A 21,862-nucleotide genomic window follows, 5' to 3' on the forward strand; every position below is an offset into this window, starting at 1 on the left:
TAATGGCCGGCTATCTGTTGTGCCTTTGGCACGCCGTAACTGAGAAGGTTTGCGATGGAAAACCGGCCTCGTTATAAGAGGTAATTACTTTGCAGGAAATATCTAACAATAAATGTTTGCGGGTGAACAACTCCACCCGCAAACATTATTTAAACTTCAGATTCAACGAAACAATATTCGCCTGCAACCCATTAGTTTGCGTATAATGCCCATACCTCAATTCCAGCATATTAAAATGCTGCCAGCCAAACACTCCATGTGGTGGTATCATACGTATTCCTGCACCAAAGAAATGACTGTCAAAACCAGACAAATCATAATTGCTGGTATAATACTCATCCGCACTGGTATGCGCCTGATAGGCTGCAAAGTATTTCGTACCCACCTGATGATTATACCTGTAAAAAGGCGTAAGCGAATAAAATGGCGACAACTTCACAGAAGTCTCAAGACTCGCAGTATGCGCGGTGATGTTCCAGTTATCATGGTAATACCGATAATACCCCCGCAGCACTACTTTATCCCCCAGGAAATAGTTTGCCCGTATCCCTAAAGGTATTTTCAGCCTGCTATCTGGTAATTTCTCCACATGCACACTATTATCATTGAAATACACCCTATGAAAAGGTAAGCCAAGATAACCGGATTGATAAATTACATCCATCAAAAACATCAGCTGGAACCGGGAGTTAACAATCTGTGACCATGACACGCTGCCACTATAGGTTTTCCTCCCTGCCGTAGCGTAGTCATCATGTTCTCCATAACTGCCATCTGTTCTCAATTCAATAGGATATATCAGTTTCAGGTTGTCCTGGTAGGTTTGCAGTTTAAGCGAGAATTCTCCCATTTTATTATGTGTCTTCTGTGCGAACAACAGGTTTGCACCGATAGACTGATAGTCAAATTCATGAGAGAAAGATACTCCTGCACCTAAGGTCGTCCCATTTTTATTCTCCATTTCCCAGGATACAGATGGGTAAAACCGCGTATCAGCAGATGAGGCAGAAGAAATCGTTTTAGGATCTATTTTGTCAGACGAAGCAGAGGTGTAGTGATCAATTCCCAGTTCTACATTCCAGGTATGCTTACGATCACGTTTGTCATATTTTGAAAGTGTGACCTGTATGGAATTGGACAGATCTGTTAGGTTTTGAGTGCCAATACCACCTGTCACCGCTGCATGATCACCATCCTGATGATAGTAGCTGGATATGATATTTACTTCTTCCAGTTGTAATGTCCGGTTTTTGTAGGTGCCGGAATCGGCAGGCGTTTGTGCATGCGCATACAATATACCTGCGAACATTGCCAGTATAGCGAGGTTCAGTTTTTTCATATAGCTTGTTTAGTTACAACCACATCCACCGCCGCTTTTAGCTCCATTAGCCCCGGAGGCACCTTCCCGGTAAGATTCGAAACTCAATTCTGTTTTTTCCACTTTGCGGTTACCCAGCGTCATCTCACCATCATTCAGGCGATTCTTCTGGTATTCTTTGACGGTTGTACAAGAAGCCAGTAGGGTAGCGGTGATGCTACCCAGTACTATTAGCGTACAGGTTGTTTTGATCATTGCAGTTGGATATTATCTGAAGTAAATATTTTATTCTGGTTGTCGATAATGATACAGGCAATCTGTTTAATCTGGTTAATCATATTCAGACCGGCCCTGATGCCCATGATCATTACGGGTGTGGCCATGGCATCGGCTATTTCAGCATTGGTGCTGATAATGGATACACTTTTGATGCCTGTGACAGGTAGTCCTGTTTTCGGATCAATGGTATGTGAATACTTTTTCCCTTTTATGATTACATATTTTTCATAATTGCCGGAGGTAGCAATTGCCTGATCAGAGATGTTGAGATAAGAGAAGGGATGGAGTGTGCTATCGGGATCTGCAATACCTACGGTCCAGGGGGTACCATCCGGTTGTGTGCCCCAGGCAGTCAGATCCCCTGCTGCATTGACGATACCGCTGTATACACCTCTCTGGCGCAACAATTGCTTCGCGCATTCTGCGGCATACCCTTTTCCTATACCCCCAAAACCAATACGCATGCCCTTCTTTAGTAGCATGACTTCATTTGTTTCAGGGTTGACCCATATATTCCGGTAATCGATCAGCTTAACCATTTCCCGGGCAGTATCCGGATCGGGTAATGTAGTCATTTGCTGATCGAAATTCCACAGACTTTTATCTACAGATCCGTAACTCAGGTCAAAGGCACCTTGTGTAATACGGGAGATTTTTGCTGCCCGCAAAATTAATTCGCAGACTTCCCTATCTACTGTTACAGGCTGGATACCGGCATACCGGTTGATCATGGATGTCTGACTTTCTTCATTAAAGGTGGTGAGCAGGCGTTCAATACGACGTATTTCTTCAATGGCAGCATGGATGTGTGCCGAGGCTTTTTGCTCATTTTCGCATACAACCGTCAGCTCGAAACGATTGCCCATGAGTTTCAGTACCTTTCTGTATACCTTTTCTGTCAGGCATACAACATCATTTTCCTGTAGCATGGAAGGTGTTTTTAAGCTGATCGACAAAACCTTCTGGTGTAGTATTGGGAATCCCTTCCCAGGTCTTTAATACCTTGCCATTTTCATCGAGTAACAGTGTGTAAGGAAAATGGCCTTCTGGATTATATTTGTCCGCCAGGCTATCATTTCGCTTTTGTTGTTCCTTACTTAACTGATTCTTTTTTGAACGGGGGAAATCTGCATTAAGTAATACTAATTGCTGATCGGCAAAGGTTAGAAAGGCAGTATTATTAAAAAATTCATTTTTAAGGCGGATACATGGACCACACCAGTCAGATCCCGAAAAGTTTAATAGAATCAGGTGGTGATTGTTCACGGCTGTCTGTCTGGCCTTTTCAAAATCTGTTTCCCACACGGGGGTGGTAAATGTCCATAGGCATGACAATGCAATTAGCAGTACTTTCATATTATTAGTGCCATTTTGCTTCCTTATCTGATGGCAATACGAAGTAAACAGATATGGTGTGAAAAGGTTGTTAAAGTCTTGATTTTAAGGTAATTTTAAGAAATTTATTTTTAGAATATGAGGGATTGTTTTGTAAGCTGTGAATAGCTGACAATCAGGGGGGATTTTGCAAAGGTGAGGGGGAATTCTGTAGAGATTCTGGAAATTCTTTTATATATAGGAAAATAGGAACCCGGTTGGGATGATATTATAATCATTACTGCCTGAACGACTCCCGAAATGCCAGCGGTGACATCCCCGTTTTTACTTTGAAAATTCTACTGAAAGACTGCGGGTGCTCAAACCCCAGTTCATAAGCAATCTCACTAACTGACAATGTTGTTGTTGATATCCGTTCTCTTGCCACTGCAATCAATTTATCCTGAATATGCTGCTGGGTATTCCGCCCTGTTGCTATTGTCAACAATGTACTGAGATAATTACGGGAAAGATGCAATTGGTCGGCGATCTGCTGTACCGTTGGCACACCGGAACTGAGAAGTTTTGTACTGGAAAACGCTTCTTTCAGCAGATCGTCTAATCGTTCAAGCACCTGGTGATTCGCTATCTTACGTGTCAGGAACTGTCTGTGATAAAAGCGGTCGGCGTAGTTGAGTAAAGCCTCTACATGGTTGATAATAATATGCTGACTAAACTGATCCATATTCGCCTGATATTCCTGCCGGATATTTTGAAGAATGCTTACGATGGTCGCTTCTTCCTTGTCAGATAAGAACAATGCTTCGTTTACTGAATAGTCAAAGTAATCATATCTTTTGATACCTTTTGCCAGTGAGGTATGCCAGAGAAAGTCAGGATGGATCAGGAGCATCCATCCCTTTACTTCATTGCTGTCACCTGCCGCATCCTGCCCCATGCCAAATACCTGTCCGGGAGCCATGAAATAGAGAACGCCTTCGTCAAAATCATAGCGGTGTTGTCCGTATTTCAGATTCAGATTGAAATTCCGTTTGAGCGCGATCACATAAAAGTCAAATACCATGGATTTGGAGACTTCCAGAAACTCTGCATTGACAGCTGTCAATGCCAGCACACTGATCGATGGGTGCATGGGCGGCGGAAATTTTCTGAGTCGATGCAGTTCGCTGATGGAATGGATGCGAACAGGTGATGTGTTTTTCATCATTTAAAGCTACGTAGTTTAACGGCTTTTAAATTTGTTACAGGCAGGAAGGTTCATGTCCTTTCTGTATACCCAGAGGATGCCCATCCCTATCAATGGCCTTTCAACTTCCCTAACGCCATCCCCATATTACTCTGTACCCAATGCTCTGCATACTTTCCATCTTCTATCCTGATAATTTCAATTGCTTCAAAGCTAATCGGCTCACCTGTTGCTGCGATCCCGAATAAATCCCCGCTATGGGTACCGCTAATCAGCTTATGGGTAACCACCAGATCATTCTCTGCAATCTGCCTTAATTTAGTCACTTTTATATTTGATAACCCCGCATGCAGTGCATTCAAAAAGTGATGAAAACTATCTTTTCCATTTGGCATACCCGATTGAGCTGCATGGTTAATCACCTGGTCAGATACGAGTTCATCCATCGCAACAGTGTTATTTTGCTCAATACAAACAGTGTCAAAATGGGAGATGAGTGCCTTGTTTTTTTCTACATTCATGATTGTGATATTTGATTACAAAGGTCCGGTTCAGCCAGTAGAGGGACATAACCGGATGTAAGGAGTTTGTAACCGGATGTATGAATGTAATAAAAACAACAAAGGCGGTCTCACCTGAGACCGCCTTTGTTTACAATAGCTATTTATCAGAAACCGCCGAAGCTAATTCCCACTGTATATGCCTTTACAGCATAAGTATTATTGGATTTGAATATATTGTTCAGTGCATAAGTGCCAAACAAGGCATAGTTGCCCCAACCAATCCTCGCTGTACCTGCAAACCGGATGGTATTAAACCAGTACTTGCTGCTTTCCACTTCTGTAACGTTGTGGCCTGTCTGGTTATTGACTAAACGTGTATGTGCATTCAGCAGATAACCGGTTTTTACACCTACAGCCACTTTGAAACCTTTGTTGAGATTGTCCTGGCGTTGATGAAAACGCAGTTCCAACGGAATTTCAAGGTAAGTAGTCGCCATCTTGGAATGCTTGTAATTATCTGATGCCGTTCTGGATGGTGATGTCGTATTGGTGATATCGATCTTTTCTTTACTAAAGTAATAATGATCAGAACCTATTCCCAAACCGGCACCGAGACTGAATTTACTTTCGCTCAAAGGAATATCATACATGAGCGCGACATTGAGGGTTCTGTTAAAGCCCATATGAAGGGAAGAGGCACCGGTACCGTTCATATTCACATAACCAGCCTGGATAACCAGGTAATCTGCTGATTTCGCAACAGCACTCTTCAGTGAGCTTTGGGCGAAGGTTGTGTATGAAATACTGAGTAACCCAAATGCTAAGATGATTTTCTTCATGTTTAAGTATTAGTCGATTGTATTTGCCTCAAGCAGGTGTTTGAGACGCCGAAGATAGAATTTATTGAAGAGTTAACCAATAGGTGCCCTCAACCCGGGAAGAAATCTCTGGTTAGCGGCGACAAATGTTCATGCTGCACCAGTGTATTGGTCGGGGTAACCCCCAATTTTGCAGATAAAATGCGTGGTCCGACAGAATGGATTTTCAGGATTTGTAGTATGGATGGGTCCAGTAAGCCCCAATTGGGTAAGGCCATCCGCATTTCTGCAAAAACCGGCGCATGGCTTGCAGGACATGGCATACATGATGATGGTTTTGCCGAAAGATCTGCCGGACAGTACATTTTAGGAAATTGATATAGAAATGTTAAAATTTATCAACTTGCAAAAATTAAGAGCTTTGAGCGTCCTTTCGGTAAGTGTTATGTGTTGGCAAAGGATAATTAAAGGTATTATGGCAGCTATCCTTTGCTATAAAGAAAATTATCCTTACATGGTAGGAGGGTTATTTAAATAATCCTCCCCGTGCTCCTTCTCTTTCTTGAATTGCAGCTTTCCAAACTTGTAGGTCATACTGATCCCGAATGAACGATAAGGCACCATACGCAGGTAAGTACCAGTGTAGTTCGATGTACTGAGCGTTGTGAGCTGACGGATGTACTGATTAAAAGGATTTGTGGCTGTCAGACCAATGCTGGCGTTCTTGTGCCAGAAAAGCTTTCTGAAAGCCACTGTATAATTGATTACCTGCGGTACACGTCCCTGAATGCTGTTCCAGGCAGAACGATATTCGCCAAAGGCTTCGGCTACGAGGTCTTTTGGGAAGGAATAGGCCGCGTTTACATTCAGGCGCCAGCTGAGGCCATCGGTTTTATTGCCATTATCCAGGTGATTCACCACGTGCTTGTTGATCACCATCAGGTTCTCCCGGATATTCAGGTGCTTTGTAAGGGGCAGAGAGCTGGTGAGGATCAGGCCTGTATTGTATTCTTCACCTATGTTTTGGCGGGTGGTGACGGTAACATCTTTATAAATTGAATCACCAATCGCGTAGGTAGCATAGTAGGCGGTATAGGTCTTGAGGTCATTGGTATTGATCCTTTCCATAATTCCTACATAAATGTTGCCCCCTGATTTGAAATTGCGGCTATAACCCAGTTCTGTATTATTGCCTATTTCTGGTTTCAGGTAAGGATTCCCCATGGTAATATTGTAAGGATCGCTCAAATTGACAAAGGGGTTTAGTTCCTTGTCAGGGCGTTCTATACGGCGGGTGAAGGCCAGTTTGATGCTTTGATCTTCGCCTATTTTACGTGAGATATTTACAGCAGGCAGGAATTCACCATAAGAAGGGATATTGCCCATGACGATAGTGGTGTATTCATACCGGCCACCGGCTACCACATCATAGTTATGGAAGAGAGAGAACTTAGCAGAAATATATGCGGCGTAGATGTTCATTTTGTAGTCGAATACATATGACTGCGTTGTATCCGGGATAGAAGTGGCTGTGTTGTTGAAATGATGGAGGATCACTTTGGCGCCACTTTCGAAGGATAAGTGCTGATTAACCTGGTGCGAATAATCTACGGAGAAGTTATGTTGTAAGTCAAGACCGGGGGTCCAGCTATGTGTTTCACCCTGTACAAAACTGGTATATGGACTACCGCTACTGCCACTGTAGAGGAAGTAGAGTTCTCTGCCTTCTTTTTTAAATTGTTTGCGATAGCCGAGGTTCCAGTCCAGAGAGCCGGTGTGGTTACGGGTATCGGAGGTGAAGTAGATATCACCGGGTTGCTGGTAAGTGCTGGCAATGGAGCGGTTACCGAAGTAACTATAGGAAAGACCACCGGTCAGGTTGCCATGGTCAAAGCCAAAGCCTGTCTGGTAGGCTTTTCTGCTAAAGTCGGTATTTGTTTCCTGCGTCATCTTCGTTTTAGTATCGAAGGTGTAGCGGGTGCGGGTAGAAGGGGTGTGGGACGTGAGTTGTTCGTTGCCGCTGAAGAATACATTCATCCCGAATTTATTCTTCCTGAAGTTCAGGTTTACAGCGCCGTTTTCCAGCCGGGTGCCTGCGCTGAGGGAGACGTTGCCATTCATACCCTGCATAGGGTTGTCTTTCAGGATGATGTTGATGATGCCGCCTGTGCCCTGTGCATCGTACTTTGCACCGGGGCTGGTGATGGCTTCAATGCTTTTGATCTGACTGGCGGGAATGGCGGCCAGAGCGTCGGCCAGACTGTTGCCAAACATGGAAGAGGGTTTCCCATTGATGAGGAAACGGATGTTTGAATTACCCTGTAGTTCTACATTGCCATCGATATCGACAGTGACCTGTGGTACCTTTTTGAGTACATCGGTGGCCACGCCGCCCTGTGAGGTGATGTCTGTAGCTACGTTGTAAACGATGCGGTCGGTTTTGTTTTCGATAGTAGGGGCGCGGGAAGTGACCACTACCTCATTGAGGGATTTGCCGCCAGCGACCATGTATATAGTGCCCAGATCCAGGGGAGCATTGATGCCTTTTAGTTCCTGACGGGTATAGCCGATGAAATCAATGGTCAGGTTATATTTCCCTTTTTTCAGGTTGTTGACTTCAAAGGCTCCCTGGTCGTTGGCGACGGTGCCATTGATGGTTTTACCAGTGGTTGGGTCATTTATAATAATGGTAGCGTAGGCTACTGGTTGGTGATTGTCTTTGTTCTGGACAAGGCCTTTTATTTTATTTTGTCCTGATGAATAAGTCCATTCTAATAGTAAGATTGCTAAGACCAGCGATAACTTCATATGCACATTTTGAATTTGCTGGGGCAAACTTAGAGGGGTATTCTGTAGAGATACTGTATTGTTTGAAAATTGTTAAATTGACAGGTTTTATTTTGGTTTCAGTCCCAAAGGTGTTACTATAGTAAGGATGGCGACCTATTTTTCCCAATAATCCGGCGGCAGCAGCACTTGCCCATATTTATTCGAAATGGCTTCCAGTTTGCTGATATCTCCGTGGGTGGCCTCCGCTTCTTCAAAAAACTCATCCAATCCGCCGGGAACGACTGTGCACCAGAGGCGGGCTAATTTATCCGATTTGTTTTTAAAGTTATGTACTGCTCCGCCTTTGGGAATGACGATTGTGGTTCCTGTAGCAGCGGTCACAGTGCCATTTGCAGTGGTAAATTCGACTTCTCCTTCCAGTACATGGAATGATTCATGGAAGTCTTTATGCGCATGTGGGTTAGGGCCTCCACCGGGAGGAACGACCATTTCTATGACTGCATATTCATGGTTGGTATCCTTGCTGGAGATAACGATACGGTAGCTACCGCCCATGATGGAGAGCGTTTTGCCGGATTGGGGGGAGATGAGTGTAGGTTCCATATTATATAAAGAAGGTATGAACAATTTTATGTAAGCTATGTTATTTTATCCGAGTTTCCTCAGGATTCATTACACAATATAATAACCAAAACATGTCCACACTACATGCAATCGCATCCGTAGCGATGGTTATCTGCGACAACGTCATGGTGATAACTGGCTGGCGGTGGGTGATGCCGCGTTTGCGTATGACCCGGTTTCTTCGCATGGCATTATTTCAGCGATGGAAAGCGGATATTATGCCGGACATGCAATTGCAGATCATTTGAATGTTAATCCTGATGCATTGAATGCGTACGATTATGTGATCAGTCAGGCTTTTTCAGTGTATATGGACATGCATGCTGCCCACTATGCGATGGAAGGCCGTTGGCGTGATCGTACATTTTGGGCAAGGAGAGGGTAGCTTATTGCATGTATTCTTTTTTTATGCCCAGTTTTTTCATTTTTGATTTTAATGTAGATGGTGGCAGATTGAGTATTTCGGCAGCAGCACCCGGGCCCCATATTCTGCCATTGCATTTTTTAATATGGTGATGATATAATCCCTTTCATTTTCGGCGATGGTTTTTATCACTGATTCTTCCGTGTGTTTTTTTTTCTGTTGTTCAAGGAAGAGGGTACCGGTGTCAGCTCTTTCAAAAATGCCGGTTCTCTTTTCATGGGCGCCGGTAAATGCACCTTTTTCGTGACCGAATAATTCTGATTCGATCAGGGATGCCGGTAATGCAGCGCAGTTGAGTTTTATAAATGGCTTTCCTTTCCGGAGAGATAGGTTATGGATGCTACTGGCAATCTTTTCTTTGCCAGTGCCGGTTTCGCCTAATATTAATACGGAAGGCCGTATCTTATTTTGATACGGCCTCTCCATTAGAATTTAATATTCAGTTTCTGTGAAACGAGCTTGTCATCTTTATAATATTCGAAAAACCATTCCCCGTTTTTTCTAAATACAATTCCTTTTGCTACACCATCATCGGCAATAAAATTATCCGGTTGTGAGGTTTTGAGTAAGGTCATAATTTTTTTAGGAGAGGTATCGATTAATTGGTAACCGTTGGCGTTAGCCTGCGCGTATAATACGTCTTTATTTTCAGCGAGGGTAGCAGGTGTGGCGGCAGTGAGCACGGGAGCAGTGGTAGCAGTAGTAGCTGTTGGTGCAGGTACTGTACTGGCCGCTATTGGTGCTGCGGTGCTATCATATTTATATTTTGCATTATTCAGCGATACAAAGGCATTTCTTACTGCTTCCATATAGGCGGCCAGCCATTCTTTCTCCCTACTTTTGCCTTCTTCACTTTTATAAACAATATTGCCCTGACAATCTTTTAATATCAGGGTGATGCCGGTGGCTAAGAATTTCTTCTTTTCTATAAGGTCTGCTTTCAGTGCATTACATTTATTGTTGGCAATATCTGCAGGCAATGCATCATCGGCCATGTAAGTCTCGAATCCTATGCCTTCCAGCAATGATTTGGTAAGTATGTTTATTCCATACTGATTTTCCGTTTTAAAGATATCAAAGCGCTCAGGCACCAATACGTATTTGTAATTATTGATGGTGGTTTGAGAACGGGCTGTAATGGCAAAGGTCATTGCCAGCAACAAGGTCATTAGTTTCATATATATTGATTCTTAGGACGAATATAAACAAAAGGTGCGTGACATAAACAGGTTCCTGAAGAGGTTGCCGTTTTCCTGATCCTCATGGGTGAATACTTTTCACAGTTTTTATATGAGAATTTCCCGGCTGGTATCTTATTTGAATGAACGAAATACGATGGAATTGTAAAAGGATGGTGTGTTGATTGACCCGGGGGGAGCCTTGATGGCAGAATTTTTATTGTAGGAGTCAGGTAATGCTTAATGAAGCATTACCTTATTTTCAAATTGGATGAATGCGCTGTCCAGTTGTCCGAGTTTCCGCTCCTTTATATCCGGTTGTAAGAAGCTGTAAACAATGCTGTTTCTTACTATTGCTTTGATATCATTATAATGTAGCGAAGGGTACCTGCTGGCCAGCAAAATATATTGCTCCGTTAAGTCAGTACGTAGTACACCTGCATCGTCCGTGCTGATGACGATGGGTACTTTGTGTGAATGATAAAACAGTATAGGATGTTGGTCATTTTTTACATGCAGGATAAATTCATTGCTGCTCAGGTTGATTTCTACCGCTACTTTCCGCTCACGCATTACGTCCAGCAGTGGAATAGACGCAGCTTCATGAGCGATGTCTACACCATGTCCAATGCGTTGCGCACCTGCTATTAGCACAGCCTGGGAGATGTGATAACGGAGTAGTTCCGGACGCACCATTCCCGCAGCGAGTTCACCGGCATGCAATGAATACCTGATGTGAGGAAAGTGTCGGTGCAGGTGAGCAAACATGAGCATATGCAGACTATAATCCCGCATGGATATCACACCATCCTCCGGAGAAACCAGGTTCACGCCTACAATCAGAGAGTCCATGCTGGCGGCCTGAAAGGCGATCAGCAGTTTTCGGTATACGGTTAATGGTTGTTCGTTCCGGTTGCCATGTAGTTGATAACGTAGCATAAATACGCTATCGTCAATGGCGGCCTGCTGGTGGAGCAGGTCCTGGTGGTAACAGAATTTTTTGGCAGTATTGGTGATACCTGCTTTTAGCAGTGCGGCATATACCTGATTGAGTATATTAAATACGTTGGTACTATCTGATAATGAGGCGCCGGTCAATGACTTTTCCCATGCCTGTCCTGCGGGTAGGCGGATAGCGGTGTCCGGGGCACCCAGCATAGTTTCGATATAGGTTACATTTTCGGCGAGGGCGCGTTGTTTAAACTCCTGCATGCCTGTTTTCATATCATATCTTGCCACTGCACCAAATCTGGAAAAAGTAGAGAAGAAGTGCTGATCACTGGGACCGGCAGCGGCATCATAGTCTTTGATGGATGCTTTGCGCAGAAATGCCTGTTTGAGGGAGTCAAACCGGGATTCAGTACTTAGGGTGGCAAAGTGTATCCAGGGGGCTTTGTGCAGGGCGCCTGCGGTGTCTACTTCTATGGTATAGGGTTGCATCCAGCCGTTACTTTCCGTTAATACGTTCCAGTAAGTTTCCCCGAATATGGCCCCGGAGAAATGATGGTGCAGATCTGCTCCTTTGGGCATGCCTGTTAGAAATGCAGCCAGTGAGGATGGATCATGACGGATCTGCTCAAAATAGTCATTGACATCTTCGGTGTTCCGGTGTTGTTGTGAGCCATCCGTGAAGGCCGTGATAGCAAGGATGCAGGAGAGTAAAAAGTGGTGTTTGCGCATGATGATCATATCAGTAATTTAGTTAAAAACCATTACCGCTTTACAAATAAGCAACTTTATTCTTATTTGAGAGGGTTAAATTTTAAAATTAATGTCCAAATCCGAACATTTCAGTTAACCGAAACCGGACACATTATATTATATCTTACTTTTAATAAACTGACCTTCAGATTAGATACAGAATGGCATCTTATTTAGTTAATAGGGGTGTAAACCAGTAATTGGCGAAATTAAAAAACAGGTATGCTTACAAGTTATCTCAGGATTGCCTGGCGCAATCTTCGGAAAAATACGCTTTTCGCTGTTATCAACATCGTAGGATTGGCAGTGGGCTTACTATGTGCCTTGTTGATCATTTTCCATGTAAAGGAGGAGCTGCGTTATGATAAAGGATATTCTAAAGCAGACCGGCTTTTCAGGTTAACGATGGAGGGATTGGGAGAAGATACCCGGCAGTGGGCGGCTACTGCGCCTACCATCGGTTTGCAGATGGCGGAGGATATTCCGGAGATAGAAACGGTTACCCGTTTTTACCGTCCTTACCCCACCCAGATCCTCAGTTATGCAAACAATAAGCGGTTTGAGGAAAAAGGCGGTTTCTTTGCAGACGCCAGTGTTACAAGTACTTTTGACCTTCACTTCGTGGAAGGGGATGCAGCTACTGCGCTTACAGCAACAGATGCTATCGTGATCACCGAAGAAATGGCGCACAGGTATTTTGGTCAGGAAGATCCACTAGGCAAAGTGATCATGGATGAGGTGGGGCAATTGCCGCTAAAGGTAACGGGGGTGGTAAGCAAACCTGCTTTTCCTACCCATTTAAGGTTTGACTATTTGTTGTCAATGAACACCATTCACCATTACATAGACCAGCATTCGCTGGAAAGACGTACCTGGAATGCTTTTTATACCTATGTATTGCTGAACGATCGTAAATCGCTAAGTAGTGTAAATGCAAAACTACCCCATTTTATGGTGCAGTATTATATAGGTGGTGGCGAAACGGAACAGGAGGTGCGGGCCGGCCGAAAGCTCCATCTCTTCCCTATTACCGATATACATCTGTACTCTAATATGGAGAAAGAGCTTAGTCCTAACGGCAGTATTACCTATGTTTATATTTTTTCTATAGCTGCGTTGTTTATATTGTTGATAGCGGCGGTGAACTTTATAAATATCTCCACGGCGCAGGCATTTCACCGGATGAAGGAAATTGGGTTGCGGAAGGTGATTGGGGCTTCACGGGCACAGTTGCTGCGGCAGTTTATTGGCGAATCATTTATTGTGACGCTGGCAGCTGCTTTATTGGCGGTGTTATTATTTGCTATTGTCCTGCCTTTCTATAACAACTTAAGTGGAAAGCAACTGCGTATTGAGCAGCTATTTACGCTCTTTAATATGGGGATTATATTGCTGTTGGTAGTGGTGATAGGTTTATTGGCCAGTGCATATCCTGCGTGGTTTGTAACGGGTTTTAAACCAGTGCCGGCCCTGAAGGGAAAACGTGATGTCGCCTCGCCTGTGTATTCAGTGAGGAAGGGGTTGATCATTTTTCAATTTGCGATTTCTGTGTTCATGATTTTTAGTGCAGTGGTGATGTACAGACAGATGCAGCTTTTTCACAATAAACAACTGGGTTTTGATAAGGAACAGCAAATAGCCATGACTATGTATGGTAATATGTGGGAACAGGCAGGGGCATTGGTGCAGGATGTACAGCATTACTCCGGTATCGCCAATTATGCAATGGTTTCTACGCTGCCGGGAGAGCGGTTTTCGATACAGACTTTTTATCCTTTAAGTGCGCCTAAGGAGGCAGAGCAACCTTCAATCCGTGTGATGTGGGCAAATGAAACTTTGCTGGCGACACTGAATATACCATTATTAGCCGGCAGGGATTTTTCAGATAGTAAAAACCATGAGTTTATTCTTAATGAAGCTGCTGTGAAGAACCTGGGATTTAAAGATCCTATAGGCAAAGCTTATGTGCTGGATGGAGATACTGGTAATGTAGTGGGGATTATAAAAGATTTCAACTTTGCTTCGCTACATGCAGCAATAGAACCGTTGGTGATAGCGTATAAGCCTTTCATTAATAATTATCTGATCGTAAAGACAAGGCCTGGGCAAACAGCGCAGACGTTACGTTTTTTGGAGTCGAGAATAAGGACGTTGTCGCCTGCGGCGGTATTTACTTATACATTTGTAGATGATAAGCTGAATCAGTTGTATTTTTCGGAGGAGCGGATGATGCAGTTATTCAAGGTATTTTCTTTCTTTGCGATCTTTGTATCCTGTTTGGGATTGTTTGGTGTATCTGCTTATGCGTCACAATTGCGGATTAAAGAAGTAGGAGTACGAAAGGTGTTGGGTGCGTCTGTTTATAATGTGACCATGCTGCTATCTGGCAACTTTATGAGGTTGGTGCTGATTGCGACATTGCTTTCGTTGCCGTTGGCATGGTGGACGATGAACAGGTGGCTGAATGGGTTTGCTTATAGGGTAGAAATTGATGTATGGGTGTTTGTGTTGTCAGGGATATTGGCGATGGTGGTGGCGATGGTGACGGTGGGAGGGCAGGCGATGAAAGCGGCATTGATGGATCCGGTGCGGAGTTTGAAGATGGAGTGATGGCTGAATAGCAGAAGGATCTGATTTTGCAAATAAATAAATATATTTATAGAAGAAAGCCCATAAAACCATTGTAAATTCAGCATCAAACGATTGAGCGTTTAGTTAAGGTATTATACCAGGCAGTCGGGATTTCTGAAAGTATACAATTTCTTTGAATCAAAAGGTTGAAGTGCGAAGTGGAATATAGTGAGCACATTGCTCATGAAGTGTTGGCAGTAATTTGGGAAAAGGTTTCATTGTTGATTGACTGGGTGTATAAGCAACCAGGAGAAGCAATTAAAGAAGCTGATGTATCGACAGCTTTTGGGTTGCAGGTAAAAAAAATTGTAGATATTGATTTCGATTTCTTATGGTAGTTTTATATGCTTTCATAGAAGAGGAAAGGCACTCCTATTTATTAAATAAGTATGCCGGAAGGTTCAATGAAGAGTTGAATACAAGGATACAGAAATACAGGAGATGGCAGGATGCCCAGCTTTCTTTGCTGGGACGGGTACTTTTGACTTACGGATTGAAACATTATTTCGATCTGCATGAATTTGAAATTGGTCGTACTTCGGATCATAAGCCGTTTTTGGTAAATGAGGATACCTGTTTTAATATATCTCATGCTGGTAACCTGGTAATTTGTTGTATTGATAAATTTCCTATGGGTATTGATGTAGAATATTCAGATCCTGCCACAAATTACATGGACTTCAGGTCACAGATGACGCAAGGTGAATTTGACAGAATACATCATTCGGAAGATAAGATCAGTAGTTTTTTTACATATTGGGTAGAAAAAGAAGCGGTGATCAAAGCGCATGGAAAGGGATTGTTCATTCCATTACCATCCTTTGAAGTGTTGCAGGATCAAACCATTGTTGAGAAGGAGAAATTCTATCTGAAAAAAATTACCATACATGACGAATATCAATGTTGCATCGCTTCAGGCAGAGATATCAGGCAACAGGAAATTTATATAGAAAAAATTAATTTGGCTCAATTATAAATGAGCATATTCATTTGCTCTAAAGGAGCCAGGTACACATGTACAAATCTGCGTAGTTAACTACATAAATGCAAAATTTATGAAGTTGGAGTGATGATATGAATTGTACTTAGGGTTTGAATTGTACCCAGGGATTGTTTGGCCCTGGGTACGGTTCTTTTATAACTTTTCGATGATACCCAAAGATTTTTGGATCAACGTTTCCACAGCAGCACCGCCATCTTTAGAAAACTCCTTCTTCACTCTGTTTGCCACGATTGCACTGATAGACAGGCAATCATGTCCTAAGATTCTACCCATTCCATAGATGCCGGATGTTTCCATTTCGAAGTTAGAAATGAAATATTCTCCTTCTTTAAAGGCTGTCAGCTGGTCCAGCAGGTCAGGATGGGAGAGTTTACCTCTTAATGCACGACCCTGTGGCGCATAAAATCCCGGGCAGGTAATAGTGATCCCGGCATGGTACCCATCTTTAAATTGAGATGCAAGGGCCTCAGAAGCGCTAAAAAGCGTTGGATTGGCGCTTCCGGGCAGTATGGCCACTTGTTTGCCAAAAGCGGCTAAAAGGCCCTTTTCTGCGTCAGTATTCTCAAACAGGTACCAGGGCAGGAGGTTATCCAAACCCAGCCCATGAGAAGATACCACAAAGCTATCCACGGGCACACTTGCCTGCAGGGATCCGGAGGTACCCAACCGGATCACTTTCAGGGCGGTCAGCTCACTTTTTACCGTTCTGGAGGCAAAATCTATATTTACGAGGGCATCCAGTTCGTTCAGTACGATATCGATATTATCGGTACCGATACCTGTAGATACCACAGAAATTCTTTTTTTACCGATGTAACCGGTATGGGTAACAAACTCCCGGTGCTGACGGCTCACCTCTATTTTGTCAAAGTGTTTGCTTACTACTTCAACCCTGTCCGGGTCGCCGACGGTGATGATGGTATCGGCTAATTCCTCTGGTCTCACATCAAGATGATACACGGCTCCACGGCTATTGAGGATCAGTTCTGATTCGGCAATTCTATTATTTTCCATGAAAAAAATATATTAAGTTTGAAAAATATTTGGCAAATATCAGGAATTTACTACTTTTGCAATCCCAATATTCGATGGGCACAAAAAAAAGGTATCGTGGCCGAGCGGCTAGGCTGAGCTCTGCAAAAGCTCCTACAGCGGTTCGAATCCGCTCGATACCTCTGGTTAAAGGATCGCACTATTGCGATCCTTTTTTATTTGTATTTATGATTTCAGCAGTATATGCATCCCCTGGACAATCACCTGAATGACTCCTACTCTGATTGCTAATTCATTATATAAGCACCTGACAGACAGGTTTATGCCAGCAGCATTCTATCCTGCACATTCATCATCCGCCAGCTTGTCGGTGGCTGGGGTGAAATAATCTGTTCCTGGAACGGCCTATCAGGAAGTCGATGACCAGGAACATAAAGATGGCGAAAAGTATGGGTAAAAGAATAAAGTATCCACTTTGTATGTTATTGAACAAAGTGACATAAGTTTCGCTGATGTGGCTGGTTTTTTTAAGAGAGTAGTGATTGGTTCTATCATGAATGATAGCGAAAAAGATTACACCAGTGAGGCATGCGGCGATGGCCCACCAGATTTTTTTGCTGATAATGGGTTGTATTTTCTTTTGAAGAAGATTATCCATTGTTTTTTCTGTAAAACGCAGGGTAACTTTCTCCGTTGGAAGGTTATGAAGCAGGTGGAGGAGAGGATCCGTATCTGCGGCCAGCTCCTGAATACCCTTCGTTACCTTTATTGTAAAATCAGAACCTGGTTGATCAGGCCCGATGGATTGTATGAGTCGTTTTAACTGTTCTTCTTTGTTCATAAAGCGTAGATTAAATTAAACCGGATAATTTTTGTTCTAGTTTTTTCCTGGCACGGAATAACTGTACTTTGATATTGGCTGTTGACTGCCCGGTAATTTCGTTAATCTCTTTGATGGAGTTTTCGTTCATATAATAGAGTGTGATCAGTATAGCTTCATTGGCTGGAAGTTCATTAATTGCCCTGTTAATGTATTTTGATTTTTCCTCCTGTTGCATTTTTTCCAGTTTATGCGGCTGATCGTCAAATCGGTTGTAATATTCATCAGGAGGCTGTTTGCTAACCGGTATTGTTTTTCTTTGTTTGATGTGGGCTAAACAGGTTCTATATACAATTGTATAAAGCCAGGTGGAGAATTTGGCACCTCCCTTGAACGATCTGATGGCTTCATAAGCTTTTATGAAGCTTTCCTGGGCGGCATCTTCTGCCTCGGCAGGATCCTGGATCATTTTTAGAGAAATGGTATAAGCCATATTTTTGTACTTATCTACGAGAAAAGCATATGCCTTAGAATCGCCATCTTGTATTCTCCGGATATATTCCTGCTCTTCTATATGAGTCATGCAGATATAGCGGTTTTCTTATAAGAGAGTAGTTTCCCATCAGTGGTTACAAAAATTGTCCTTAAAATATTTTTCAAGTTTATTTTTGGTGTAAATAATAGAATATCAATTGATTGTGATGGTTGTATGGTTGGTGAGATGAAGAATTTTTTAAAAAACCTTTAAATCTTGTAACCCATGTTCACTGAATCGACTCTTACTTGCGAAGTAAAACTAGTAAAAGATGGACGAAATTACAAGAGATTGCCTCGTTTCTATAGCAGCCTTTGCCGCAATATTCGGAATAGCTTACATATACCTTGTTTCCCGCCACCGGGAACGTATTACTATGTTGGAAAGGGGAGTAGATCCTAAATCTTTTCAAAAGGAGGAACAACCCCTGAAATACGGCATGATGTCAATTGGGATAGCAATAGGTACAGTGGCCGGTGGAATTTTAAAGATGAATGGTGTGGAGAGAAACACCAGTTATATTTCAATGATATTTTTATTTAGTGGGATCAGTTTAGTGATTTACCATCTACTTACCAGAACAAGGAAGTAATCTTAATATTTTTCACATTCAACCTTTTTGCGAAAACCCCGACTCTTTCCAGGTTTTTAGCCTGTCCATAATCATTTTATTGTAGACCTGTTTTTTTAAAAAACAGTTATGCGGGTCATTGCCTGCCCCAGACCCTTATTTTTTGCCCATATGAAACAAAAATTAGTTAATCAGATTGTTTTATTAATTTTTTTATTACTACCATGTACAACAATGCTTGCGCAGAATACGCCAGGGCAGGGTGGTGTAAAGGGAATAGTCGTGGATGCAAATAATCACGCCGGTGCTGCATTTGTTGCTGTAAGAGTAAAGCAGGCAGATGGCACAGTGGTAAAAGTAGGTGTATCTGGGCCTGATGGAAAATTCCTGATTAAGGGTATAAATAGAACAGGTAATTATGCGGTTACATTCTCTGCCATGAACTACCAGGCGAAGTCTGTTGACTTCCAGTTTAAAGATAGCAGTGTAGCAGAGGTAGTGATGGATACTGTTTATTTGGAACCGCAGCATGTGCAGTTGAAAGAAGTGGGTATCGTAGCAGACAAGCCGATTGTGAAACAAAAATCGGGCATGATCTCCTACGATATGCAGGCGGATCCTGACAGTAAATCCAGCAACGTGCTAATGATGGTAAGGAAGATCCCTTATCTCTCGCTGGATGCGAATGAAAATATCACGTTGAAAGGTAATTCTGATTTCAAGGTATTGATCAATGGAAAGTCTTCAGGTATGTTTGAGCATGATCTGAAGAATATATTGAAGACGATGCCTGCTTCCTCCATTGCACGTATCGATGTATATACAATCCCTCCGGCACGTTTTGATGCGGAAGGTGCCGGTGGTATAATTAATATTGTCACTATACCTAAAGTGAAAGATGAATACAAGGGAACTATCAGTATTTCAGATAAAGGACCTGTAGGAGGGCCTGGTGCTGGAGGATCGTTTACCCTGAAGAAGGATAAATTTGGCTTTTCAACTTTTATGGGTGGCAACTTTTTTAATAACCCTATAACAGATAATGTAACAGAGAGGACCACACTGGTAGAAACGCCTACGATTCTGACACAAAGCAGCAAAGAAAAGGGGAATGGCCGGACTGGTTACGTAGGAGTTGACTTGAGCTGCGAAATTGATAGTGTGAAACTGGTGACTGGTAAATTTAATATCAATGGTAATCACCAGGAGAATAATAAGTATTTTGAATCAAGACAAACGACTGGAGGTGCTCCTTCACAGGAATATAACCTGGCCAATTCTGTAAATAATTCCAGTAATGGGATGGACGCTGGTATTGACTATCAGATCAGTGGTAGAAAAAACGAAGGCAGCAGGTTGACCTTTTCTTACAAGTACAGTAGCGCCAGCGGTTATCCGGAAAATAGCGGAGATATAAGTGACACGCTTAACTTCAATATGGCCGATTATATGCAGAATAATGATCAGCAAACAAGGGAGCATACAGCACAGGTCGATTATGTATATCCAAAGAACAACCTAACAATAGAAGCGGGTGTGAAAGGGATCTTCAGGGATAACAAAAGCGAATATAAATACTATGCGTATGATGAATCCAGCAAGGGATTTGAGTTGCAGGCAGATCTGTCAGACCTGTTCAACTACAATCAGACGGTACTCGCAGCTTACAATTCTTACATTTATAATGTGAAGAGCTGGAACTTCCAGGGAGGATTTAGAGTGGAGAAAACGAACATAGATGCGAATTTCCTTGGGGGTACAAAAAAGGTAAAGCAGGATTATGTCAGCTTCTTTCCGAATGTAAGTATTAATAAAGGATTTAAAAATAACCATAGTCTGAATGTGGGCTTTACCCAGCGAATGAAACGTCCGGGTATGAACCGACTAAATCCATTTGTGGATCGTCAGGACCCTGGTTTTGTTTTCACCGGCAATCCCGGGTTAAAACCAGTTATAGTCAATTCCGTGTCTGTGGGTTACAACATCCCCGGGAAGATTAACTTTACAGGCGGGGCAGATTACACCTGGCTGCGGAAAGTTGATCTCCCAATCACTACCTACGATTCATTGACAAATATTACCACCAGTACTTTTGCAAATACCGGTAATATAAAAGGGTTGAGTGCATTTGTATATGCGGCTTACAATGTTACCGGGCATTTTAGTACGAGTGTAAATGGGGATGTTATTTATTTTTGGATTGATGGGCTGGAGAATGGTACTATCATAAAGAATGAACTGCTAACTTATGCAGTTAACCTTACGCTGTCTTATAGTTTCAAGCATAGATGGCGTGCAAGGGCTGATGGGAATCTGCTCAGTAAAAATCCTACAGGATTCCAGGGTACATCAAATGGATTGCTGGCTACCTCATTTGGATTGAGCAAGGATTTATTGCATGGTAAGCTAACTATTGATGCTGGCATCAATAATCCATTTAATAAATATAGACACAGCCGTACATATACTACCGGCACTAATTTTTATCAGACATCCAACAACAGGGTTTATTACCGGCTTGTAATGTTGACCGTAAATTACAATTTTGGTAAGATGACGGGTAATATTAAAAAGAGTAAAACGACCATTCGAAACAACGACCTGTCAAATGGTAAGGGGATGTAAAATATATGACTGATGAAAATTCTGGTAACCGGGCGATACGGCTTTGTAGGTAAGCATTTAATTAAGTTGCTATTAAAAGATCCCGATAATGTAGTTATCTGTATTGATGACCTAAGTGGTAGCGGTGATTTGATAGTAGAGGAGTATATAAGTGTTAAGTTCCGTTTTATCCAGGTGAGTACCTCTTGGATAAAACGGTTATTAGTAATATAGGTAAGGTTGAAATAGAATGTACAATAGAATCTCCAATAAACTTCCTGCTGAATATTAGATTTCCATACGTTAAACAGAAAGTTGTCTGATTTAACCAGATTAGTTATAGAAGTTGTTTACACTTTTTGAAGGATAAAAAGGAAGTCCCAGGAATTAAGGATTTTTGTTTTGGCAAATAAAAACGAATAATTCTGGGACTCATAGACGAAGATAAGGTACGAGATTGGATTTTACCACATTTAAGCAAAGGCAAAAGAGGCTTTAAGGCCAGGATAGATTTAGTAAAAGTGGTTCTGATGATTTTAAAGCGAATGA

Annotated in this window: 23 protein-coding genes, 1 tRNA gene and 1 pseudogene; 9 read left to right on the plus strand and 16 right to left on the minus strand. The window is 42.5% G+C overall.

All coding sequences use genetic code 11. The features are described from left to right. Positions 1 to 145 precede the first annotated feature (145 nt). The 7 genes from BW716_RS29330 to BW716_RS29360 form a co-directional block, all read right to left on the minus strand. Positions 146 to 1,339, minus strand: coding sequence for a DUF3570 domain-containing protein (locus tag BW716_RS29330; protein ID WP_083729631.1), 1,194 nt, complete (start codon positions 1,337 to 1,339; stop codon positions 146 to 148). A 9-nt stretch (positions 1,340 to 1,348) separates the two neighbouring features. Continuing rightward, the gene (locus BW716_RS29335; RefSeq protein ID WP_083729632.1) at positions 1,349 to 1,573 is read right to left on the minus strand and encodes a DUF4266 domain-containing protein; all 225 of its coding nucleotides are present in this window, start codon (positions 1,571 to 1,573) and stop codon (positions 1,349 to 1,351) included. Then, complete coding sequence (locus BW716_RS29340; protein ID WP_083729633.1) at positions 1,570 to 2,526, minus strand: FAD:protein FMN transferase; 957 nt, start codon at positions 2,524 to 2,526, stop codon at positions 1,570 to 1,572. Before BW716_RS29340 ends, BW716_RS29335 begins: the two co-directional genes overlap by 4 nt. Next, positions 2,510 to 2,953, minus strand: coding sequence for a thioredoxin family protein (locus BW716_RS29345; RefSeq protein WP_083729634.1), 444 nt, complete (start codon positions 2,951 to 2,953; stop codon positions 2,510 to 2,512). The genes BW716_RS29340 and BW716_RS29345 overlap by 17 nt, the downstream gene beginning before the upstream one ends. Before the next feature lie 256 nt (positions 2,954 to 3,209). Further along, positions 3,210 to 4,064 (minus strand): AraC family transcriptional regulator, encoded by an 855-nt coding sequence (locus BW716_RS29350; RefSeq protein ID WP_235643973.1) that lies wholly within the window; start codon positions 4,062 to 4,064, stop codon positions 3,210 to 3,212. Between the two features lie 164 nt (positions 4,065 to 4,228). After that, complete coding sequence (locus BW716_RS29355) at positions 4,229 to 4,639, minus strand: ester cyclase (RefSeq protein WP_083729635.1); 411 nt, start codon at positions 4,637 to 4,639, stop codon at positions 4,229 to 4,231. 146 nt (positions 4,640 to 4,785) lie between these two features. Beyond that, a complete protein-coding gene (locus BW716_RS29360; RefSeq protein WP_083729636.1) occupies positions 4,786 to 5,460 on the minus strand; it encodes a porin family protein in 675 nt (224 codons plus the stop codon). A 180-nt stretch (positions 5,461 to 5,640) separates the two neighbouring features. Between BW716_RS29360 and BW716_RS37135 the strand changes: the two genes are divergently transcribed. Further along, positions 5,641 to 5,817 carry a hypothetical protein gene (locus BW716_RS37135; RefSeq protein WP_179091325.1) on the plus strand — a complete coding sequence of 59 codons (177 nt, stop codon included), beginning with the start codon at positions 5,641 to 5,643 and terminating at the stop codon, positions 5,815 to 5,817. A 132-nt stretch (positions 5,818 to 5,949) separates the two neighbouring features. On the opposite strand, the gene BW716_RS29365 is transcribed toward BW716_RS37135, so the two are convergent. Further along, positions 5,950 to 8,247, minus strand: a complete 2,298-nt coding sequence (locus BW716_RS29365; protein ID WP_083729637.1) for an outer membrane beta-barrel family protein — start codon at positions 8,245 to 8,247, stop codon at positions 5,950 to 5,952. Between the two features lie 135 nt (positions 8,248 to 8,382). Then, entirely contained in the window at positions 8,383 to 8,832 is a 450-nt protein-coding gene (locus BW716_RS29370; protein WP_083729638.1) for a cupin domain-containing protein, read from the minus strand. Positions 8,833 to 8,965: 133 nt separating this feature from the next. Here BW716_RS29370 and BW716_RS36440 point away from each other — a divergent pair, with 133 nt between their 5' ends. Next, complete coding sequence (locus BW716_RS36440) at positions 8,966 to 9,238, plus strand: NAD(P)/FAD-dependent oxidoreductase (RefSeq protein ID WP_255373913.1); 273 nt, start codon at positions 8,966 to 8,968, stop codon at positions 9,236 to 9,238. Position 9,239: 1 nt separating this feature from the next. On the opposite strand, the pseudogene BW716_RS38775 reads toward BW716_RS36440, so the two are convergent. The 3 genes and pseudogenes from BW716_RS38775 to BW716_RS29390 form a co-directional block, all read right to left on the minus strand. Beyond that, a pseudogene (locus tag BW716_RS38775) lies at positions 9,240 to 9,670 on the minus strand (sigma 54-interacting transcriptional regulator); the annotation flags it as partial. Between the two features lie 32 nt (positions 9,671 to 9,702). After that, on the minus strand, positions 9,703 to 10,455 hold the full coding sequence (locus BW716_RS29385; RefSeq protein ID WP_083729640.1) for a hypothetical protein: 753 nt from the start codon (positions 10,453 to 10,455) through the stop codon (positions 9,703 to 9,705). Positions 10,456 to 10,695: 240 nt separating this feature from the next. Continuing rightward, positions 10,696 to 12,144: a hypothetical protein gene (locus tag BW716_RS29390; RefSeq protein WP_083729641.1), complete on the minus strand. Its 1,449-nt coding sequence runs from the start codon at positions 12,142 to 12,144 to the stop codon at positions 10,696 to 10,698. Positions 12,145 to 12,378: 234 nt separating this feature from the next. Here BW716_RS29390 and BW716_RS29395 point away from each other — a divergent pair, with 234 nt between their 5' ends. The 3 genes from BW716_RS29395 (at position 12,379) to BW716_RS29405 (ending at position 15,763) form a co-directional block, all read left to right on the plus strand. Continuing rightward, on the plus strand, positions 12,379 to 14,766 hold the full coding sequence (locus tag BW716_RS29395; RefSeq protein WP_083729642.1) for an ABC transporter permease: 2,388 nt from the start codon (positions 12,379 to 12,381) through the stop codon (positions 14,764 to 14,766). Between the two features lie 179 nt (positions 14,767 to 14,945). Beyond that, a complete protein-coding gene (locus BW716_RS29400; protein ID WP_143709105.1) occupies positions 14,946 to 15,125 on the plus strand; it encodes a hypothetical protein in 180 nt (59 codons plus the stop codon). After that, on the plus strand, positions 15,119 to 15,763 hold the full coding sequence (locus tag BW716_RS29405; RefSeq protein ID WP_083729644.1) for a 4'-phosphopantetheinyl transferase superfamily protein: 645 nt from the start codon (positions 15,119 to 15,121) through the stop codon (positions 15,761 to 15,763). Before BW716_RS29400 ends, BW716_RS29405 begins: the two co-directional genes overlap by 7 nt. A gap of 159 nt (positions 15,764 to 15,922) precedes the next feature. Here the strand turns inward: BW716_RS29405 and BW716_RS29410 are convergent, their stop codons facing one another. Beyond that, a complete protein-coding gene (locus tag BW716_RS29410) occupies positions 15,923 to 16,804 on the minus strand; it encodes a nucleoside phosphorylase (protein ID WP_083729645.1) in 882 nt (293 codons plus the stop codon). Positions 16,805 to 16,894: 90 nt separating this feature from the next. On the opposite strand from BW716_RS29410, the gene BW716_RS29415 reads away from it, so the two are divergent. Continuing rightward, positions 16,895 to 16,965 (plus strand) — tRNA-Cys (locus BW716_RS29415). Between the two features lie 170 nt (positions 16,966 to 17,135). On the opposite strand, the gene BW716_RS29420 is transcribed toward BW716_RS29415, so the two are convergent. Together BW716_RS29420 and BW716_RS29425 are read right to left on the minus strand one after the other, a co-directional pair. Further along, positions 17,136 to 17,624: a hypothetical protein gene (locus BW716_RS29420; protein ID WP_083729646.1), complete on the minus strand. Its 489-nt coding sequence runs from the start codon at positions 17,622 to 17,624 to the stop codon at positions 17,136 to 17,138. A 10-nt stretch (positions 17,625 to 17,634) separates the two neighbouring features. Next, a complete protein-coding gene (locus BW716_RS29425; protein WP_083729647.1) occupies positions 17,635 to 18,186 on the minus strand; it encodes an RNA polymerase sigma factor in 552 nt (183 codons plus the stop codon). A gap of 223 nt (positions 18,187 to 18,409) precedes the next feature. Between BW716_RS29425 and BW716_RS29430 the strand changes: the two genes are divergently transcribed. The 3 genes from BW716_RS29430 to BW716_RS39225 all read left to right on the plus strand — a co-directional run bounded on the left by BW716_RS29430 (position 18,410) and on the right by BW716_RS39225 (position 21,547). After that, positions 18,410 to 18,730 carry a DUF6249 domain-containing protein gene (locus BW716_RS29430; RefSeq protein WP_083729648.1) on the plus strand — a complete coding sequence of 107 codons (321 nt, stop codon included), beginning with the start codon at positions 18,410 to 18,412 and terminating at the stop codon, positions 18,728 to 18,730. A 213-nt stretch (positions 18,731 to 18,943) separates the two neighbouring features. Next, complete coding sequence (locus BW716_RS29435) at positions 18,944 to 21,334, plus strand: outer membrane beta-barrel family protein (protein WP_179091326.1); 2,391 nt, start codon at positions 18,944 to 18,946, stop codon at positions 21,332 to 21,334. 12 nt (positions 21,335 to 21,346) lie between these two features. Then, positions 21,347 to 21,547, plus strand: a complete 201-nt coding sequence (locus tag BW716_RS39225) for an NAD-dependent epimerase/dehydratase family protein (RefSeq protein ID WP_143709106.1) — start codon at positions 21,347 to 21,349, stop codon at positions 21,545 to 21,547. Positions 21,548 to 21,650: 103 nt separating this feature from the next. Here the strand turns inward: BW716_RS39225 and BW716_RS37875 are convergent. Next, positions 21,651 to 21,862 (minus strand): hypothetical protein (locus tag BW716_RS37875; protein ID WP_220388861.1); only part of this gene is annotated, 212 nt, incomplete at its 5' end.

It is taken from the genome of [Flexibacter] sp. ATCC 35208 (assembly GCF_001975825.1).
GTDB lineage: Bacteria > Bacteroidota > Bacteroidia > Chitinophagales > Chitinophagaceae > Chitinophaga.

Bases quoted from the DNA above. Each gene is read 5' to 3' on its own strand.
- BW716_RS29410 (WP_083729645.1), bottom strand. From the start codon at position 16,804: ATGGAAAATAATAGAATTGCCGAATCAGAACTGATCCTCAATAGCCGT.
- BW716_RS29390 (WP_083729641.1), bottom strand. From the start codon at position 12,144: ATGATCATCATGCGCAAACACCACTTTTTACTCTCCTGCATCCTTGCT.
- BW716_RS29430 (WP_083729648.1), top strand. From the start codon at position 18,410: ATGGACGAAATTACAAGAGATTGCCTCGTTTCTATAGCAGCCTTTGCC.
- BW716_RS29345 (WP_083729634.1), bottom strand. From the start codon at position 2,953: ATGAAAGTACTGCTAATTGCATTGTCATGCCTATGGACATTTACCACC.
- BW716_RS29405 (WP_083729644.1), top strand. From the start codon at position 15,119: ATGGTAGTTTTATATGCTTTCATAGAAGAGGAAAGGCACTCCTATTTA.
- BW716_RS39225 (WP_143709106.1), top strand. From the start codon at position 21,347: ATGAAAATTCTGGTAACCGGGCGATACGGCTTTGTAGGTAAGCATTTA.
- BW716_RS29420 (WP_083729646.1), bottom strand. From the start codon at position 17,624: ATGAACAAAGAAGAACAGTTAAAACGACTCATACAATCCATCGGGCCT.
- BW716_RS29370 (WP_083729638.1), bottom strand. From the start codon at position 8,832: ATGGAACCTACACTCATCTCCCCCCAATCCGGCAAAACGCTCTCCATC.
- BW716_RS29350 (WP_235643973.1), bottom strand. From the start codon at position 4,064: ATGCACCCATCGATCAGTGTGCTGGCATTGACAGCTGTCAATGCAGAG.
- BW716_RS29425 (WP_083729647.1), bottom strand. From the start codon at position 18,186: ATGACTCATATAGAAGAGCAGGAATATATCCGGAGAATACAAGATGGC.
- BW716_RS29340 (WP_083729633.1), bottom strand. From the start codon at position 2,526: ATGCTACAGGAAAATGATGTTGTATGCCTGACAGAAAAGGTATACAGA.
- BW716_RS29335 (WP_083729632.1), bottom strand. From the start codon at position 1,573: ATGATCAAAACAACCTGTACGCTAATAGTACTGGGTAGCATCACCGCT.
- BW716_RS29395 (WP_083729642.1), top strand. From the start codon at position 12,379: ATGCTTACAAGTTATCTCAGGATTGCCTGGCGCAATCTTCGGAAAAAT.
- BW716_RS29355 (WP_083729635.1), bottom strand. From the start codon at position 4,639: ATGAATGTAGAAAAAAACAAGGCACTCATCTCCCATTTTGACACTGTT.
- BW716_RS29385 (WP_083729640.1), bottom strand. From the start codon at position 10,455: ATGAAACTAATGACCTTGTTGCTGGCAATGACCTTTGCCATTACAGCC.
- BW716_RS29360 (WP_083729636.1), bottom strand. From the start codon at position 5,460: ATGAAGAAAATCATCTTAGCATTTGGGTTACTCAGTATTTCATACACA.
- BW716_RS29365 (WP_083729637.1), bottom strand. From the start codon at position 8,247: ATGAAGTTATCGCTGGTCTTAGCAATCTTACTATTAGAATGGACTTAT.
- BW716_RS37135 (WP_179091325.1), top strand. From the start codon at position 5,641: ATGCGTGGTCCGACAGAATGGATTTTCAGGATTTGTAGTATGGATGGG.
- BW716_RS29330 (WP_083729631.1), bottom strand. From the start codon at position 1,339: ATGAAAAAACTGAACCTCGCTATACTGGCAATGTTCGCAGGTATATTG.
- BW716_RS29435 (WP_179091326.1), top strand. From the start codon at position 18,944: ATGCTTGCGCAGAATACGCCAGGGCAGGGTGGTGTAAAGGGAATAGTC.